The sequence below is a fragment of the Pseudomonas sp. 1912-s genome (assembly GCF_029269205.1).
Lineage (GTDB): Bacteria > Pseudomonadota > Gammaproteobacteria > Pseudomonadales > Pseudomonadaceae > Aquipseudomonas.
In genome coordinates this window covers 1-15,686 of sequence record NZ_JARIXR010000009.1, presented here as the reverse complement: position 1 = coordinate 15,686, position 15,686 = coordinate 1, and the positions used below count along the sequence as shown (strand labels likewise).

At 59.5% G+C, this 15,686-nt stretch carries 15 protein-coding genes, 1 tRNA gene and 2 pseudogenes; 12 read left to right on the top strand and 6 right to left on the bottom strand.

The window, feature by feature from the left end; all coding sequences use genetic code 11:
• The first annotated feature begins 146 nt into the window (after positions 1-146).
• The 7 genes from P3C29_RS13485 to P3C29_RS13455 all read left to right on the top strand — a co-directional run bounded on the left by P3C29_RS13485 (position 147) and on the right by P3C29_RS13455 (position 5,535).
• Positions 147-401 (top strand): YkgJ family cysteine cluster protein, encoded by a 255-nt coding sequence (locus P3C29_RS13485; protein WP_201125060.1) that lies wholly within the window; start codon positions 147-149, stop codon positions 399-401.
• 44 nt (positions 402-445) lie between these two features.
• Entirely contained in the window at positions 446-1,051 is a 606-nt protein-coding gene (locus P3C29_RS13480; protein WP_275964704.1) for an START domain-containing protein, read from the top strand.
• 103 nt (positions 1,052-1,154) lie between these two features.
• Complete coding sequence (locus P3C29_RS13475) at positions 1,155-1,391, top strand: hypothetical protein (protein WP_029615722.1); 237 nt, start codon at positions 1,155-1,157, stop codon at positions 1,389-1,391.
• Between the two features lie 213 nt (positions 1,392-1,604).
• Entirely contained in the window at positions 1,605-1,946 is a 342-nt protein-coding gene (locus P3C29_RS13470; RefSeq protein WP_003193463.1) for a ribonuclease E inhibitor RraB, read from the top strand.
• A 425-nt stretch (positions 1,947-2,371) separates the two neighbouring features.
• Positions 2,372-3,781 (top strand): circularly permuted type 2 ATP-grasp protein, encoded by a 1,410-nt coding sequence (locus tag P3C29_RS13465; protein WP_010165963.1) that lies wholly within the window; start codon positions 2,372-2,374, stop codon positions 3,779-3,781.
• Positions 3,782-3,784: 3 nt separating this feature from the next.
• Positions 3,785-4,735, top strand: a complete 951-nt coding sequence (locus P3C29_RS13460) for an alpha-E domain-containing protein (RefSeq protein ID WP_010165965.1) — start codon at positions 3,785-3,787, stop codon at positions 4,733-4,735.
• Positions 4,732-5,535, top strand: coding sequence for a transglutaminase family protein (locus P3C29_RS13455; protein WP_010165966.1), 804 nt, complete (start codon positions 4,732-4,734; stop codon positions 5,533-5,535). Before P3C29_RS13460 ends, P3C29_RS13455 begins: the two co-directional genes overlap by 4 nt.
• A gap of 207 nt (positions 5,536-5,742) precedes the next feature.
• Here the strand turns inward: P3C29_RS13455 and P3C29_RS13450 are convergent, their stop codons facing one another.
• The gene (locus P3C29_RS13450) at positions 5,743-6,546 is read right to left on the bottom strand and encodes a cytochrome c (RefSeq protein ID WP_275964703.1); all 804 of its coding nucleotides are present in this window, start codon (positions 6,544-6,546) and stop codon (positions 5,743-5,745) included.
• A 681-nt stretch (positions 6,547-7,227) separates the two neighbouring features.
• Here P3C29_RS13450 and P3C29_RS13445 point away from each other — a divergent pair.
• The 3 genes from P3C29_RS13445 (at position 7,228) to P3C29_RS13435 (ending at position 11,418) form a co-directional block, all read left to right on the top strand.
• On the top strand, positions 7,228-8,433 hold the full coding sequence (locus tag P3C29_RS13445) for an acetyl-CoA C-acetyltransferase (RefSeq protein ID WP_169385991.1): 1,206 nt from the start codon (positions 7,228-7,230) through the stop codon (positions 8,431-8,433).
• 16 nt (positions 8,434-8,449) lie between these two features.
• Entirely contained in the window at positions 8,450-10,594 is a 2,145-nt protein-coding gene (locus tag P3C29_RS13440; protein WP_275964702.1) for a 3-hydroxyacyl-CoA dehydrogenase NAD-binding domain-containing protein, read from the top strand.
• Positions 10,595-10,689: 95 nt separating this feature from the next.
• Complete coding sequence (locus P3C29_RS13435) at positions 10,690-11,418, top strand: amidotransferase (protein WP_275964701.1); 729 nt, start codon at positions 10,690-10,692, stop codon at positions 11,416-11,418.
• 151 nt (positions 11,419-11,569) lie between these two features.
• Here the strand turns inward: P3C29_RS13435 and P3C29_RS13430 are convergent, their stop codons facing one another.
• From P3C29_RS13430 to P3C29_RS13420, 3 genes are all read right to left on the bottom strand, one after another.
• Complete coding sequence (locus P3C29_RS13430; RefSeq protein ID WP_169385988.1) at positions 11,570-12,541, bottom strand: magnesium and cobalt transport protein CorA; 972 nt, start codon at positions 12,539-12,541, stop codon at positions 11,570-11,572.
• A gap of 72 nt (positions 12,542-12,613) precedes the next feature.
• Positions 12,614-13,369, bottom strand: a complete 756-nt coding sequence (locus tag P3C29_RS13425; RefSeq protein WP_275964700.1) for a 1-acylglycerol-3-phosphate O-acyltransferase — start codon at positions 13,367-13,369, stop codon at positions 12,614-12,616.
• A gap of 215 nt (positions 13,370-13,584) precedes the next feature.
• Positions 13,585-14,274 (bottom strand): crotonase/enoyl-CoA hydratase family protein, encoded by a 690-nt coding sequence (locus P3C29_RS13420; protein ID WP_275964699.1) that lies wholly within the window; start codon positions 14,272-14,274, stop codon positions 13,585-13,587.
• 333 nt (positions 14,275-14,607) lie between these two features.
• Between P3C29_RS13420 and P3C29_RS13415 the strand changes: the two genes are divergently transcribed.
• Positions 14,608-14,697: transfer RNA gene (locus P3C29_RS13415), tRNA-Ser, on the top strand.
• Positions 14,698-14,951: 254 nt separating this feature from the next.
• Positions 14,952-15,320 (top strand): hypothetical protein, encoded by a 369-nt coding sequence (locus tag P3C29_RS13410; RefSeq protein ID WP_275964797.1) that lies wholly within the window; start codon positions 14,952-14,954, stop codon positions 15,318-15,320.
• Here P3C29_RS13410 and P3C29_RS13405 read toward each other — a convergent pair.
• Positions 15,256-15,468, bottom strand: a pseudogene (locus tag P3C29_RS13405) (IS3 family transposase); the annotation flags it as partial. The gene P3C29_RS13410 and the pseudogene P3C29_RS13405 overlap by 65 nt on opposite strands.
• 26 nt (positions 15,469-15,494) lie before the next feature.
• A pseudogene (locus P3C29_RS13400) lies at positions 15,495-15,686 on the bottom strand (peptide ABC transporter ATP-binding protein); the annotation flags it as partial.

The following is a 15,686-nucleotide window of genomic DNA, read 5'->3' as shown; positions in this document are numbered from 1 at the left end:
TGACGCGTACCCCTGACCTTCTGTCGCAGACTGGTCAGTCACTTTTGTTTTCGGTTAAAAACCCCTGTTAAGCCAATTTAAAACGTCTGTTTAAGGGCGTAGTCTTACGTGGCCATCAACACTGAGTTGTCGAGGATCTGTTCGTCATGAAATGCCGTGAAGGCTGTGGCGCTTGCTGCATTGCCCCATCCATCAGCTCTCCATTGCCGGGAATGCCTGCCGGCAAACCAGCCGGCGAACGCTGCCTGCATCTGTCGGTCGAACAACTGTGCCAGTTGTTTGGCCAGCCTGAGCGGCCGGCGGTGTGCAGTTCGTTCCAGGCGGATCTCGAGGTCTGTGGCAACAGCCAGGAAGAAGCGATCAGGTTGATCGGCTGGTGGGAACAGATGACGGCGGCTTAGTGGGCTGTTCAAAGTACTGAACTTCAACAATAAGGAATAAGACCATGGGTTCACTGAAACGAGTTGCGGTGTTGTGCGGTTTTACCGTTTTGTTTGCTGCTGCTGCACACGCTGAAGATTGGCAGACCGCCAAGGATGAAGACGGTATCAAAATCTCCTTGAGTGAAATCGCCGGCTCCAAGTACAAGGCTTATCGCGGTGTGACCACCATCAAGGCACCGCTGGCCAAGATCCAGGCATTGCAGGAAGACGTGGCGGGGGCCTGTTCCTGGATCCACGAATGCAAGTCGCAAAAACTCCTCAAGCAGGAAGGCGACAAGAGCTGGACCTACACCCAGTTCAAGGCACCGTTCCCGGTGACCGATCGTGACTCGATCCTGGAAATCACCACCACCAAGGCCGCCGACGGCACGGTGACCCGCAAGCTGTTGGAAGTGCCGACCTATCAGCCCGAAGTCAAAGGCTATGTGCGTGTGGCCCAGGTCGACGGCTACTGGAAACTGGTGCCTAAAGGCGACAACCTGACCGAAGTGACCTACCAGGTGCACACCGAGCCAGGTGGCAGCGTACCGTCGTGGTTGGCCAACAAGTTTGTGGTGGACGCACCGTTCAACACCTTGAAAGCCCTGAAAGAACACGCTGAGAAGTAACTGCAGCTGATCAGGTGCCTCCGGCCTTGAGTGGAACGAATTCCAAGCCCTCAAGGTCCAGATAGAGGTAAGCCCACCCATGGGTTTTATCGAGGAGGCACTGATGCAAACGTGGAAAATTACCTTCGTTGATGATCATGGCGTGCAGTCCGTGGAGCAGTTCGTCTGCGGCGAAAGACCCAGCCTGGAAGAGGCTGCCCATATGATCCGTGCAAAGTTGCTCCCAGTGGCCGCTGAACTGGACCTCAACGACCTGGAAGGCCGCACGGCCGAGCCCACGGTAAAAAGCCTGAAAGACCAGAACAGTATTCAAATCCTCGACATTTCTCCCGCCGCCTGAACATTCCCTGTACGTCTTTAAACAGCCTCTGGTGGAGCTGATAGCTTCGCGCTACTCTGCAAGGGAGATCAGCGAATGAATCGCTAAGGTCTGGTCTTGTCAGCTACATGCTTGTCTCCCGGCGGCGACTTCATTGCCGTAACACCCGCGCCCTTGCAGCGCGGGCCTTGGGAAGCACGGAAAGTCTATCCATCGGTTTGAGGAGGACGTTTCATGAGCACAGCCTATCAAGAAGACATCAGCACCAACGTGTTGCGCCGCATGAAAGAGGGCGGCTTTGACTTCTCGCGTTTCCACCCCATCGAGTTCTACGCCATTTTCCCGGATGAGGAACGTGCGCGGCGGGCTGCGGGTCGGTTTCGTGGGGAATCCCTGAATGCCCAGGTCAGCGCGCGGGATGACGGCGCCTGGTACCTGGAACTGAGCAAAATCATGTTCGCCACCTACGACGGCATAGGAGACTTCGAGCAGGACTTTGAGGCGGTGGTCGAGCCCTTGGGCGGGATCATTGAGGGATGGGGCGTGAAACAGGAGGTGCGTGGGTTACCCATGTAGCGACATGAGCAACAACACAGCGTATCGGCTGACCTTTGGGTCGGCCGTTTTTGTTTCTGGCGCGGGAAAAATCCTGCGCAAAAAAAAGCCACCCGAGCAGGGTGGCCAAAGGGAAGATCGCAAAGGAGGAGAGCGATTCGGTACAAGCGGTAGTGCGCAATGGATGAGGCTGTAGGACGCGTCCTGTTCAGCTGATGGGGGTGATTATCCCCAGGGTTTGCCGGGCAGTGAAATCAACTCTGACTATGCTGTTGATAGTCAGGGCCTGCATTGCAATGAGGCGCCGCCCATGACAGCGGGCATTTGCTGCACCGGGACGGTGCGGTGCGGGCTGGACCTATATCCAACTGATTGATACTTAAGTATTTATGCCGCTGGCACGGGCCTTGCGATGGTTCTTGCGTCCGGGTGACAAGGAGTACGGCATGATCCGCACTTATTATGATGAGATGTACGACGGGGCAGGGCAGGTGCGCCCCCATTACCGCGAGTTCGCCCGCTGGTTGGCCGAGACGCCCCCTGAATTACTGGCCCAGCGCCGGCGCGAAGCCGATTTGCTGTTTCACCGGGCCGGTATCACCTTCACCCTGTATGGCGACGAGCAAGGCACCGAGCGCCTGATTCCCTTTGACACGATCCCCCGCAGCATCCCGGCCAGTGAATGGCGGATCGTCGAGCGCGGCTGCATCCAGCGGGTCAAGGCGCTGAACATGTTCCTCGCCGACCTGTACCACGAACAACGCATCATCAAGGCCGGGATCATCCCCGCCGAGCAAGTACTGGCCAACGAGCAGTACCAGTTGGCGATGCAGGGCCTGGACCTGCACCGCGACATCTATTCCCACATCTCCGGCGTCGATCTCGTACGCGATGGCGACGGCACTTACTACGTCCTCGAAGACAACCTGCGCACCCCCAGCGGCGTCAGCTACATGCTCGAAGACCGCAAGATGATGATGCGCCTGTTCCCCGAACTGTTTGCCGCCCAGCGCATCGCGCCGATCGATCACTACCCCAACCTGTTGCTCGACACCCTGAAAAGCTCCAGCCCGCTGGATAACCCCAGTGTGGTGGTGCTGACGCCTGGGCGTTTCAACAGCGCGTTCTTCGAGCATGCGTTCCTGGCTCGGGAAATGGGCGTGGAACTGGTGGAAGGCGCCGACCTGTTCGTGCGCGATGACCGTGTGTTCATGCGCACCACCGACGGGCCCAAGGCGGTCGACGTGATTTACCGCCGCCTCGACGACGCGTTCCTCGACCCGCTGGCCTTCAACCCGGATTCCATGCTCGGTGTGCCGGGCCTGCTGGCGGCGTATCGCTCGGGCAATGTGGTACTGGCGAATGCCATCGGCACCGGGGTAGCGGATGACAAATCGGTGTACCCCTTCGTCACCGAGATGATCCGTTTTTACTTGGATGAAGAGCCGATCCTGAAGAACGTTCCGACGTTCCAGTGCCGTAATCCCAGCGAACTGTCCCACGTGCTGGCCAACCTTCCGGAACTGGTGGTGAAGGAAACCCAGGGTTCCGGTGGCTATGGCATGTTGGTCGGCCCGGCAGCCTCGGCGGCGGAAATCGAAGCCTTCCGTGCACGCATCAAGGCCAAGCCCCATGCCTACATCGCGCAGCCAACGCTGTGCCTGTCGACCTGCCCGACCTTTGTCGAAAACGGCATCGCCCCACGCCATATCGACCTGCGCCCATTCGTGCTGCAAGGCAAGGAAACCCGTGTGGTCCCCGGCGGCCTGACTCGTGTGGCGCTGCGGGAAGGCTCGTTGGTGGTCAACTCGTCCCAGGGCGGCGGCACTAAAGACACCTGGGTGGTCGAGGATTGAAATATGTTGAGTAGAACTGCCTCGGATTTGTATTGGATGTCGCGCTACCTGGAGCGCGCGGAAAACCTCGCGCGCATGCTCGATGTCAGTTATTCGCTGTCGCTGATGCCCCAGGACGGGCGCGGCGATGGCCTGCATGAACTGGCGATGCCGCTGCTGATCACCGGCACCCTCGACGATTACCGCGAGCGCCACGGTGAACTGCATGCCGAACGCCTGCTGCACTTCTTCGCCCTGGATGCTGCCAACCCGGCCAGCATCTACAGCTGCCTCGGCGCTGCACGCGCCAGTGCCCATGCCGTGCGTGGGCGAATCACCGCCGACATGTGGGAAAACATCAACGCCACCTGGCTGGAAATTCGCGACATCGCCCAGCAAGGCCTGAGCCGCTACGGCATGAGCCGGTTCTGCGAATGGGTCAAGGAGCGGTCCCACCTGTTTCGGGGTGCCACCTACGGCACCATCATGCGTAACGACGCGTTTCGCTTCATTCGTCTGGGCACCTTTATCGAAAGGGCCGACAACACCTTGCGCCTCTTGGATGCCCGCTACGAGATGGCCGGGGACCAGGCCGAAGCGGTCACCGATGGCACCGCCCACGCCTACTATCAGTGGAGTGCATTGCTGCGGGCCTTGTCGTCGTTCGAGGCCTATACCGAAATCTACCGTGACGCCCCCGGCGCCCGCCAAGTCGCCGAGCTGTTGCTGCTGCGCGCTGACGTCCCGCGTTCGCTGCGGGCCTGCAGTGAAGAGATCGACCAGATCCTTGGCAGCCTGCCCGGCATCAACGGTCGCCCGGCCCAGCGCCTGGCGGCCGAGATGGACGCGCGCCTGCGCTATACCGCCATCGACGAAATTCTCAAGGAAGGCCTGCACGCTTGGCTGACCGACTTCATCCCACTCGTGCGCGAGCTGGGTGACGCTATTTACAGTTCCTATCTGGAGGCGGCATGAGACTTTCCATCAGCCACGAAACCACCTACCACTACGAAGACCAGGTGCGTGCCAGCATCCAGTACCTGCGCCTCACGCCCCATGACAGCGAGCGCCAGCACGTTCTCAGCTGGCAGTTGGACTTGCCTCGGCCGGTGCGGGCGCAACTGGACCCGTTCGGCAATATCCTGCACGTGTTGACCCTGGACGAGCCCCATGAAGCCATCATCATTGGCGCACGTGGCCAGGTGGATATCGACGAATTGCGCGAGGCTGAGCATGAAAGCCAGTCGGCCTTCCCGTTCCTGCGCTGCACCCGGTTGACCGAGCCGGACGACGCCCTGCGCAGCTTTGCCGAAAAGCACTGCCACCAGCGTCGCGACCGCAGTGCGTTGATCGACCTGATGCACGCGCTGAACCAGTACATGACCTATTCGCCGGGCTCCACCGAAGTCGACACCTGCGCCGCCAAGGCCTTTGCCGGGCGCGCCGGGGTGTGCCAGGACCACACCCACGCCTTCCTCGCCTGCGCCCGCAGCCTGGGCATTCCGGCGCGTTATGTGTCGGGGTATTTGTACAGCGAAGATTGCGAGCACCTGGCCAGTCACGCCTGGGCCGAAGCCTGGCTGGATGACGCCTGGTACAGCTTTGACGTGACGAACCAACTGGCGCGGCCGGAGCGGCATTTGAAGCTGGCGGTGGGCCTGGATTACCTGGACGCGTGCCCGGTGCGGGGCATGCGCCGTGGGGGAGGGCATGAGCAGATGCATGCCAAGGTATTTGTGGCGCCGACACCGGTGATTTCGGTGCAGCAGCAGTAGGATTCCGGGGGAGAGAGAGCTTTTCTTGGCCGGAGAGCTCCCTGTGGCAGGAAAGCTTTTTGTGGCGAGGGAGCTTGCTCCCGCTGGGCAGCGAAGCGGCCCCAAAACCTGCCCCCGAGTTCTATCTGGAGAAATGCGATCGTCTGATGGGGGGCTGCTGCGCAGCCCAGCGGGAGCAAGCTCCCTCGCCACAGGTTTGCCGGAGCCTTAAGGCTGCTTTCTGCCTGCCATATGCTTCAAATAACCCACCAGCAGGTCCAGGTCCGCATCCGGCAGCACACTGGCAGCAAACGCCGGCATCTTCGCCTGCGGCCAATGCCGCATGCTTTGCGGGTCGCGGATGTAGCGCTTGAGGAAATCCCCGGCGAAATATTCGGTGGGGTTGTAAGGAATATTCAGGTCCGGCCCCACTTGCGCATCGCCGGCACCGTTCAGGCGATGACACGCCAGGCAGTTCTTCTGGAACAGCGCGAAACCTTGATTTACCGGGTCATTCGCCGCCAGCTTCGGGTCCGGCAGTAACGCTGGAAAGCGCTCCGCAACTGTCTTCAACTGCTTGATCCCGGAGACCTGAAACGGCCATTGCTCAGGGCTGATATTTCCCGCCTGCGGGTCCGTCCACACCAGATAAAAAGGCCCGGCGCTGGGTTTGCCGTCTGCCAGCGGCGGCCATGGGTGCGCCGGATCTTCCACGGCCAGCCATGCCCGTGCACCGCTTTTTGACAGCAGCGGCGCCGCCGTCAGTTCAGCGGCAAAGCCGTCGAGGGCCACCGCCTGCAGATGATTTTCCGGCTTGAGGCCCGGCAACAGCGCCGCCAGCGGCACCGCGCGATAAGTCATGTTGCGCTTGTAGGAAACGTCATCAACGACCTGCACCGTCTGCACATCCGGGCGCTTGAGCAGTTCGGTTGTTTCCCAGGTTTTGCTGGCGTGATCCAGCTCGACGGTCAATTGCGCGGCGTGCGCCGGCAGGGCCAGCAGCAGGGTCAGGAGGACGATGATCTGTTTCAAGGAAGGGCCACATATCGGGAAAGGCGGTGGAGCTCACGATACCGCAAAATCACAAAATTTCGGCGCGCAAAACGGCAGCTCCTGACGGGATCGCTATGCGCAATATCCCGAAAGGCGCTGCCAAAGGCTGCGATCCTGGCGCTGTGTGTGCGCAGAATGTGGAGTGCGAGTGGTCACCCAATAACCTTGGTTAGATTGGGCAAGATCAGAATCAGGGTGGTGGCGAAAAGAATAAGTCCCGCCTGCCGTACTTTCGAATGCTTGAACATGGCTGACTGCCTTTTGTTGTTATTCCTGAGCGTCAAATGCGTGCCGGTCGATTTAACTATGACGGTGCTGCATGACTCTTTTCTTACAGTTCCTACAGGTGCTCCAGCAAAACCCGGCAGCAACCCTTTACCTCTCCTACAGATTCAACCTTAGAGCCCTCGTTCTACATGGCTTAGATCCATTTCATCTCATTCAATGCGGAAAACTTATTAAAAACGCATGAGGCCAATTGCCAGCCAGACGCCAGCCCTCCGGCTAGACAGCTAAAACGATTAATCAACCGATTCCCGTAGCTTCCTACCGTTCGTCTGAGCGTGAGCGTCAAGGTCAATGAGCGGTTCGGTCATTGAATCCGGCGCCCCGGCGCCTAAGGTAAGGGCACGATTCGTTGCGCAGTCATTCGAGGACATCATGACCCAAGCTTTGATCTTTGATGCGATACGCACGCCCCGGGGCAAAGGCAAGGCTGATGGCGCCTTGCACAGCGTCAAGCCGGTAAACCTGGTGGCCGGGTTGTTGACGGCGCTGCAACAGCGCACCGGCCTCGACACGCGGCAAGTGGATGACATCGTCCTCGGCTGCGTCACACCGATTGGCGACCAGGGCGCTGACATCGCCAAGACCGCCGCCCTGGTGGCGGACTGGGACGTCAGCGTCGCCGGTGTGCAGATCAACCGCTTTTGCGCCTCGGGCCTGGAGGCCGTGAACCTCGGCGCGATGAAAGTGCGTTCCGGCTTTGAAGACCTCGTCGTGGTGGGCGGTGTCGAATCCATGTCCCGCGTGCCCATGGGCAGCGACGGCGGCGCCTGGGTGCTTGACCCACAAACCAATATGCACAGTCACTTCACGCCGCAGGGCATCGGCGCCGACCTGATCGCCACGCTGGAAGGCTTCACCCGCCAGGACGTCGATGCCTTTGCCCTGCACTCCCAGCAGAAAGCGGCACGGGCCAGATCAGACGGTTCCTTCAACAAGTCGCTGATCGCGGTGCAGGACCAGAACGGCATCGTGCTGCTGGATCAGGATGAGTTCATCCGCGCCGACTCCACCCTGGAAGGCCTCGGCAAACTCAAGCCCAGCTTCGAAATGATGGGCCAGATGGGCTTCGACGCCACGGCCTTGCGGGTCTACAGCCACGTCGAGCGCATCAACCATGTGCACACACCGGGCAACAGTTCCGGGATCGTCGACGGTGCGGCGTTGATGTTGATCGGCTCCGAAGCCAAGGGCCGCGAGCTCGGCCTGCAACCCCGGGCGCGCATCGTTGCCACGGCGGTCACCAGCACCGAACCCACCATCATGCTCACCGGCCCGGCGCCGGCCACCCGCAAGGCCCTGGCCAAGGCGGGCCTGCGAGTGGAAGACATCGACCTGTTCGAGGTCAACGAAGCGTTTGCCTCGGTGGTGCTCAAGTTCATCAAGGACATGGGCATTGACGCCACCCGGGTCAATGTCAACGGCGGCTCCATCGCCATGGGCCACCCGCTGGGCGCCACGGGTTGCGCGATTCTCGGCACGTTGCTCGACGAACTGGAGGTGCGCCAGCAGCGGTACGGCCTGGCCACCCTGTGTGTCGGCGGCGGCATGGGTATCGCCACCATCATCGAACGCCTCTGAGCCTAAGGAACCCATCATGACCGACGCCATTCGTTACGAAAAAGGCCAGGACCAGATTGTGGTGCTGACCATCGACATGCCCGGCCAGAGCGCCAATACCATGAACGGGGTGTACCGCGAGGCCATGGCGGCCACCGTCGCCCGGCTGGCCGCCGAGAGGGATTCGATTGCCGGTGTGATTATCACCTCGGCAAAAAAGACCTTCTTTGCCGGCGGTGACCTCAATGAATTGATCAAGGTCGACAAGCCCCACGCCAAGGATTTCTACGACAGCGTGTTGCTGCTAAAGGCGCAACTGCGCACCCTGGAAACCCTCGGCAAACCGGTGGTGGCCGCCATCAATGGTGCGGCGCTGGGCGGTGGCTGGGAGATTTGCCTGGCGTGCCAGCACCGCGTGGCGCTGGATCATAAATCGGTACAAATCGGCCTGCCGGAAGTCACCCTTGGCCTGTTGCCGGGCGGCGGCGGTGTGGTGCGCATGGTGCGCATGCTGGGGCTGGAAAAGGCCTTGCCCTACTTACTGGAAGGTAAAAAGATTACGCCGCAGCAGGCGCTGCAAGCCGGGTTGATTGACGAGCTGGCGGCCGACCGCGACGAGCTGCTGGCCAAGTCCCGGGCGTGGATCCTGGCCAATCCGGAGGCGAAACAGCGTTGGGACATCAAGGGTTATCAGATCCCTGGCGGCACACCGTCCAACCCGAAAGTCGCGCAAGTGCTCGCCATTGCACCCTCGATACTGCGCGCCAAAACCAACGGCTGCTTCCCGGCCCCGGAGAAAATCCTGTGTGCCGCCGTGGAAGGTGCCCAGGTGGATTTCGACACCGCGCACCTGATCGAGACCCGCTACTTCACCGAGCTGGTCACCGGGCAAGTGGCGAAGAACATGATTGGCACCTTCTGGTTCCAGCTCAATGAAATCAACGCCGGCAGCTCGCGGCCCAAGGGCTGTGCGCCGTATGTGACACGCAAGGTTGGCGTGCTCGGCGCCGGGATGATGGGCGCCGGTATCGCCTACGTCAGCGCCTCGGCAGGCGTTGAGGTGGTGCTCAAGGACGTCAACCTGGCGGCGGCGGAGAAGGGCAAGGCCCACTCGGCAGGGTTACTGGACAAGAAGGTCGGCCGTGGGCAATTGACCGCTGAGCAGCGGGAAACCATCCTCGCGAGGATTGTTCCTACCGAATCCGATGCCGATCTTGCTGGCTGCGACCTGATCATCGAAGCCGTGTTCGAAGACCGTGAGCTCAAGGCCAGGGTTTCGGCTGCCGCACACAGTGTGGTGGGTGCCGAAGCGGTGATCGCCTCCAACACCTCCACCTTGCCCATCAGCGGCCTGGCCACGGCGGTCCCCGACCAGGGCAAGTTTATCGGCCTGCACTTCTTCAGCCCGGTGGACAAGATGCCCCTGGTGGAAATCATCAAGGGCGCCCGCACCAGCGACGAAACCCTGGCTCGGGGTTTTGATTTCGTACTGCAAATCAAGAAAACCCCGATCGTGGTCAACGACAGCCGCGGCTTCTTCACCTCGCGGGTGTTCGGCACCTTCACCAACGAAGGCATCGCCATGCTCGGCGAAGGCGTGGCCGCGCCGATGATCGAGACCGAGGCGCGCAAGGCCGGCATGCCGGTGGGGCCGCTGGCGGTCTCTGACGAAGTTTCCCTCAGCCTGATGAGCCATATCCGCCAGCAGACGGCCAAGGACCTGCAGGCCGAGGGCAAGCCGTTACCCCAGCATCCGGCGTTTGCCGTAATCGACCTGTTGCTCAACGAATACAAGCGTCCGGGCAAGGCGGCGGGGGGGGGCTTCTACGATTACCCGGCGGGCGGGCAGAAACACCTGTGGCCGCAACTGAAAAGCCGCTTTGAAAGGCCCGGCCAACGGATCTCGGCGCAGGACGTGCGCGACCGTCTGCTGTTTATTCAGGCCATCGAAACCGTGCGTTGTGTGGAGGAGGGCGTGTTGATGTCGACGGCCGATGCCAACGTCGGCTCGATCTTCGGTATCGGCTTTGCCGCCTGGAGCGGCGGGGCGCTGCAGTTCATCAACCAGTACGGCCTGAACGACTTCATCGCCCGGGCGCGTTACCTGGCCGAGCAATATGGTGAGCGCTTCACGCCTCCGGCTCTGTTGTTGGAGAACGCTGCACAGAACGCGACCTTCTGACGGGTTTGGGCATGTGCGGGGCTTGCCTTGGAAGGGTATTTCAAGGCAGGCTCTGGGGGTGTTCATTATTCCCATCGCCGTGTCAGGTATTTTTTATGTCGTTACGCGTGTGCATCCTGGAAACCGATATCCTGCGTCCCGGGCTGATCGATCAGTACCAAGGGTACGGGCAGATGTTCAAGCGCCTGTTCTCCAAGCAGCCGATTGCCGCCGAGTTCGTCGTCTATAACGTGGTGCAGGGTGAATACCCGACGGATGACGAAGTGTTCGACGCCTACCTGGTGACGGGCAGCAAGGCCGACTCCTTTGGCACCGATCCATGGATCCAGACCCTCAAGACCTACCTGCTGGACCGCCATGCACGCGGCGACAAGCTGATCGGCATCTGCTTCGGCCATCAGTTGCTGGCACTGCTGCTGGGCGGCAAGACAGAGCGGGCGACCAAAGGCTGGGGCATGGGCATCCATGACTACAAACTGAACGCCAAGGCCCCGTGGATGAGCCCGGTGGTGGAAGAACTGACGCTGTTGATCAGCCATCAGGACCAGGTCACCACCTTGCCGGAAAACGCCACGGTGATTGCTTCCAGCGAGTTCTGCCCGTTTGCGGCGTACCACATCGAAGACCAGGTGCTGTGCTTCCAGGGCCACCCGGAATTTATCCACGACTATTCCCGCGAGTTGCTGGAGATTCTTCAGACAACCCTGGGGGAAAAGGTCTACACCAATGGCGTGGCCAGCCTGGAACGAGACCACCACGGCGTCACCGTGGCGGAATGGATGATGCGGTTTGTGGCGCACAAACCAGAAGCGGACGTGGCCTAATCAATTCGGGTTGATTGATTAGCTTTTTGTGGCGAGGGAGCTTGCTCCCGCTGGGGTGCGAAGCGCCCCCGCTTTTAAAAGCACGACTGCTGCGTAGCCGAACGGGAGCAAGCTCCCTCGCCACAACAGCAATCGCCACAAGAGCAGTTTTCTACAGCCAGCCTGAGCGCTTGAAACTGGCCCACAACCCCGAACACCCCACCGCAATAAACCCCAGTACCGCAAAATAGCCGTAGTGCCATTGCAGCTCCGGCATGTTCTGGAAGTTCATCCCGTAAATCCCGGCCACTGCCGTCGGGAACGCCAGAATCGCCGCCCACGCGGCAAACTTGCGCTGCACCACGCTTTGGCGCTGGGCTTCCAGCAACACCCCAATCTCGATGGTCTGGCTGGCGATATCCCGCAGGGTGGTCAGGTCTTCCATCTGCCGGGTGACGTGAATCTGCACGTCGCGAAAGTACGGACGCATGTTCTTGTCAATAAACGGAAAACTCAGCTTCTGCAGCTCCTGACTGATCTCCACCATCGGCGCCACATAACGCTTCAGCCGCAGCACATCGCGGCGCAGGCCGTGGAGTTTTTGGATGTCATGTTCATTCAGGGAGTTGCACAGCACATTGCGCTCCAACTCATCGACCTCGGCATGAATCGCCTCGCTCACGGGCTGGTAGTTCTCGGTGACGAAATCCAGCAGCGCATAGAGTACGAAATCTTCCCCATGCTCCAGCAGCAGCGGCCGCGCCTCACAGCGCTGGCGCACATAGCCGTAGGACGCCGAATGGCCGTTGCGGGCAGTAATGATGTAGCCGTTGCCGGCAAAGATATGGGTCTCGATAAACTCCAGCTTGCCGTTATCGCGCACCGGCGAATAGGTCACGATAAACAGCGCATCGCCGAAGGTTTCAAGCTTGGGCCGGCTGTGTTTTTCCAGGGCATCTTCGATGGCCAGTTCGTGCAGGTTGAACTGGCGCTGCAGGTTGGCCAGTTCCAGGGCGCTGGGCTCTTCCAGGCCGATCCACACAAAGTGGTCCGGCTTGGCGGCCCAGGCGGCGCCTTCGTCGAGGGTGATATCGGTGACTTTCTTTCCGGCGCTATAGACGGCGGCCGCAACAACTCTACCCATAGTGCTGATCGCTTCTTCTTGAATGGCAGATGACAACTGTCAGGCAGCTTAGCCTGCCCTGCCCAATCAGAGTCAGCAAATTCGGCGGGGTTCAGCCGTGACTGCAGGTGTGGTTTGCAACTCGCGATCCATCGCCTCGATGCAGTCGCGCATTTGCTCGCGGCAGGTCTGCATTAACAGCGGCATGTCATCCATCGTCAGCCCCTTCGTAGGAATCGGCGGCAACGAGCGAATCAGAATATCGCCACTGTTCCAGCGGTTGAGCTTCATCTGCTTCACGTAGGTGCTGACACACACCTGCACAATCGGCACGCCTGCGGCGATTGCCATCTGGAACGCGCCCTTCTTGAACGGCAGCAACGTCTCACCGAAGTTACGCGTGCCTTCGGGGAACACCCAGATCGAGGTGTCTGCGTGTTGCAACGTGTGGGTGGTGGTCAGCATCGAGCGCCGGGCCTTGTGCGCGTTGCCCCGGTCGATCAACACATTGCCCGCCAGCCAGAACAACTGGCCGAACAACGGCACCCACTTCAGGCTCTTCTTGCCGATACACACCGTGCGGTACGGCACCACGGTGCCGAACACAAACAGGTCATAGTTGGACTGATGGTTGGCAATGATCACGCAACTGCTGGGTTTGTTGCGCAGCGAGTCGACATCAGCCTTCACCCGCAGGCGCAACAGCCACATCGCCGGCACGGCATACAGGCGCGCACAGTAACGGCTGTTGTCCGGATTGAACGGCCGGCAGATCCCCAGCAGCACGCCCAGCACGCCCGCAATCATAAAATGCAGGCCCATCAACAACATGCGTAACAAAAAAAGCATCGACACAGCCCATCGGGACAAAAGGTGGCGCAGTGTACGGATGTGCACTGTATTCGGCAATTGCCCCTATAGAGTCAGGAGATAGGCGATGTTTAAGCGCATGTTTCAACAAGACGTGACAGACACTGTCTAGAGCGGTTGTAGGCAATCCAGAATTCTTTGTAAGAAAAAGCCCGACTCAAGGTCGGGCTTCGATTCAGCAGGCGCAGGTTTGATTAACCCAAGTGACCCTGATCCTGAATGATCGCGTCATCCAGAGCTTCCAGCAGCGCCTTACGCACCTTCAGCTTGGTGTGCTTGTGGGCGTTCATATTGATCTTCTTCAACTGGCGAGCCGCTTCCAGCGCTGCGGCCTGCAACTCTTCCGGTGCGACCACCTTGTCCAGGAACCCGGCGCCCAATGCGTCCTGCGGGTTAAACATCTCGGCATTGATCACCGAACGTTGGAACGCCGACTTGCGCAGACGATCCCGTGCCAGCTCGATCCCGGCGTGGTGCATGGTCATGCCGATCATCACTTCATTCAGGCCAATGCTGAACGGCCCGTCCACACCAATCCGGTAATCCGCCGACAGCAACAGGAACGCACCCTTGGCCACCGCGTGCCCTGGGCACGCCACGATCACCGGGAACGGGTGCGACAACAGGCGGCAGGCGAGGGTGGAACCCGACGTCACCAGACTCACTGCTTCTTTAGGGCCGGCGGTCATCACCTTCAAATCATAGCCACCGGACAAAATCCCCGGCGTGCCCGTGATGATCACCACCGCCCGATCCTTCTCGGCCTGATCCAGCGCTTGATTAAACGCACTGACCACTGCCGGCGAAATGGCATTCACCTTGCCGTTGCTCAGGGTCAGGGTCGCGATACCGTCTTCGAGGTGGTAGGCAATCAACTCACTCATGACGCGATTCCTTGTAATGCTTGTAATAGAAGGACAGGCGGCAGACGTTACCCACCGCGCCCGCCCTGGTAAAGCGCCGTGACTGACTACCCAGTCAGACTTTTCCCGCATGCCCACCCGCAGGCGGCCTTCGGCACGGCGCAGCAGCTACTATAGACAACCGCCGCGAGTGCCCGAGAATGGCAGAATCGCCGTGGTGCGCATGGCGCCGCAGAGGGCTGTAACGGCATAACCGCCTAAGCGCATGAAAATTCTGAAAAAAACCTTTGCCATCGGAAAAGCTTTCGACTACATTAGCGCGCCTCGACAGACTGAATCAGTTTGACGAGATACGGTGAAGTGTCCGAGTGGCTTAAGGAGCACGCCTGGAAAGTGTGTATACAAGAAATTGTATCGAGAGTTCGAATCTCTCCTTCACCGCCACATTAAGTAAACACAAACCCCCGGTTTTCCTAGAGAAAGCCGGGGGTTTGTGGTTTTTGGTATCCAAAAAAATAGCTTCATGGGACCACCATGGGACTGGTGCTCTATATTGGTGCGAAAAACTGAGCGTGCGGCGCCCGGGAGCTTAGGGTGGTTTTCACGTCAAATCATCTAGCGCATATTGAGCTCGACGCCGGTCGATATGTGCGTCCACGGGCCTCAGCTGTAAAAACTCTCTAATGGAGCGGAGCGAGATGAATCAGCAGCGATGGAATGAGCAGGTGGAAACCGTGGTGAATACGCATTCGGAAGCTATTGATGAACTCAAAGATTTTCAGCTTCATTTGGAAAGAGATAAGGGCGCTAACGCACTGATGGAGATGCACGAAAGGCAGATGGCTAGTGCAGGAACCTATATCAATCTCATCTTAGTAGCGGGCTATGCAGGTTTTTTTGGGCTTTGGTCCACGCTTTCCCCGAAGCTACCGCCCAGGTTGTATGCGCTCTGTGGGCTTCTTGCTGTGCTTTCTCTGGTGTTATTGAATCGCCCCGGATTCTCTAGACACCTTGCAAGCTCATTGCGTAACGCTTTTCAAACTCTACCGGTGACAGCTGATTGTTGAAACCATGGCGGCGTTTTACGTTGTAGAACATCTCGATGTAATCAAACACATCACTCAGAGCATCTTCCCTCGTGGTGTAGATTTTTCGCTTGATCCGTTCCCGTTTCAGAAGCTGGAAAAAGCTCTCGGCCACGGCGTTGTCATGACAGTAGCTCCCTCGCCACAAGAAGCGTTTTATAGAACCTGACGCAGAAAGGCTTGGGCCCGGGGATCCTTCGGCGCATCGAAGAATTGTGCCGGGGCGGCGTCTTCCAGCAGTTTGCCGTGATCGAAGAACAGCACCCGATCCGCCACTTCCCGGGCGAAGCCCATTTCATGGGTGACGCAGACCATGGTCATGCCTTCCAGGGCCAGGGTCTTCATTAC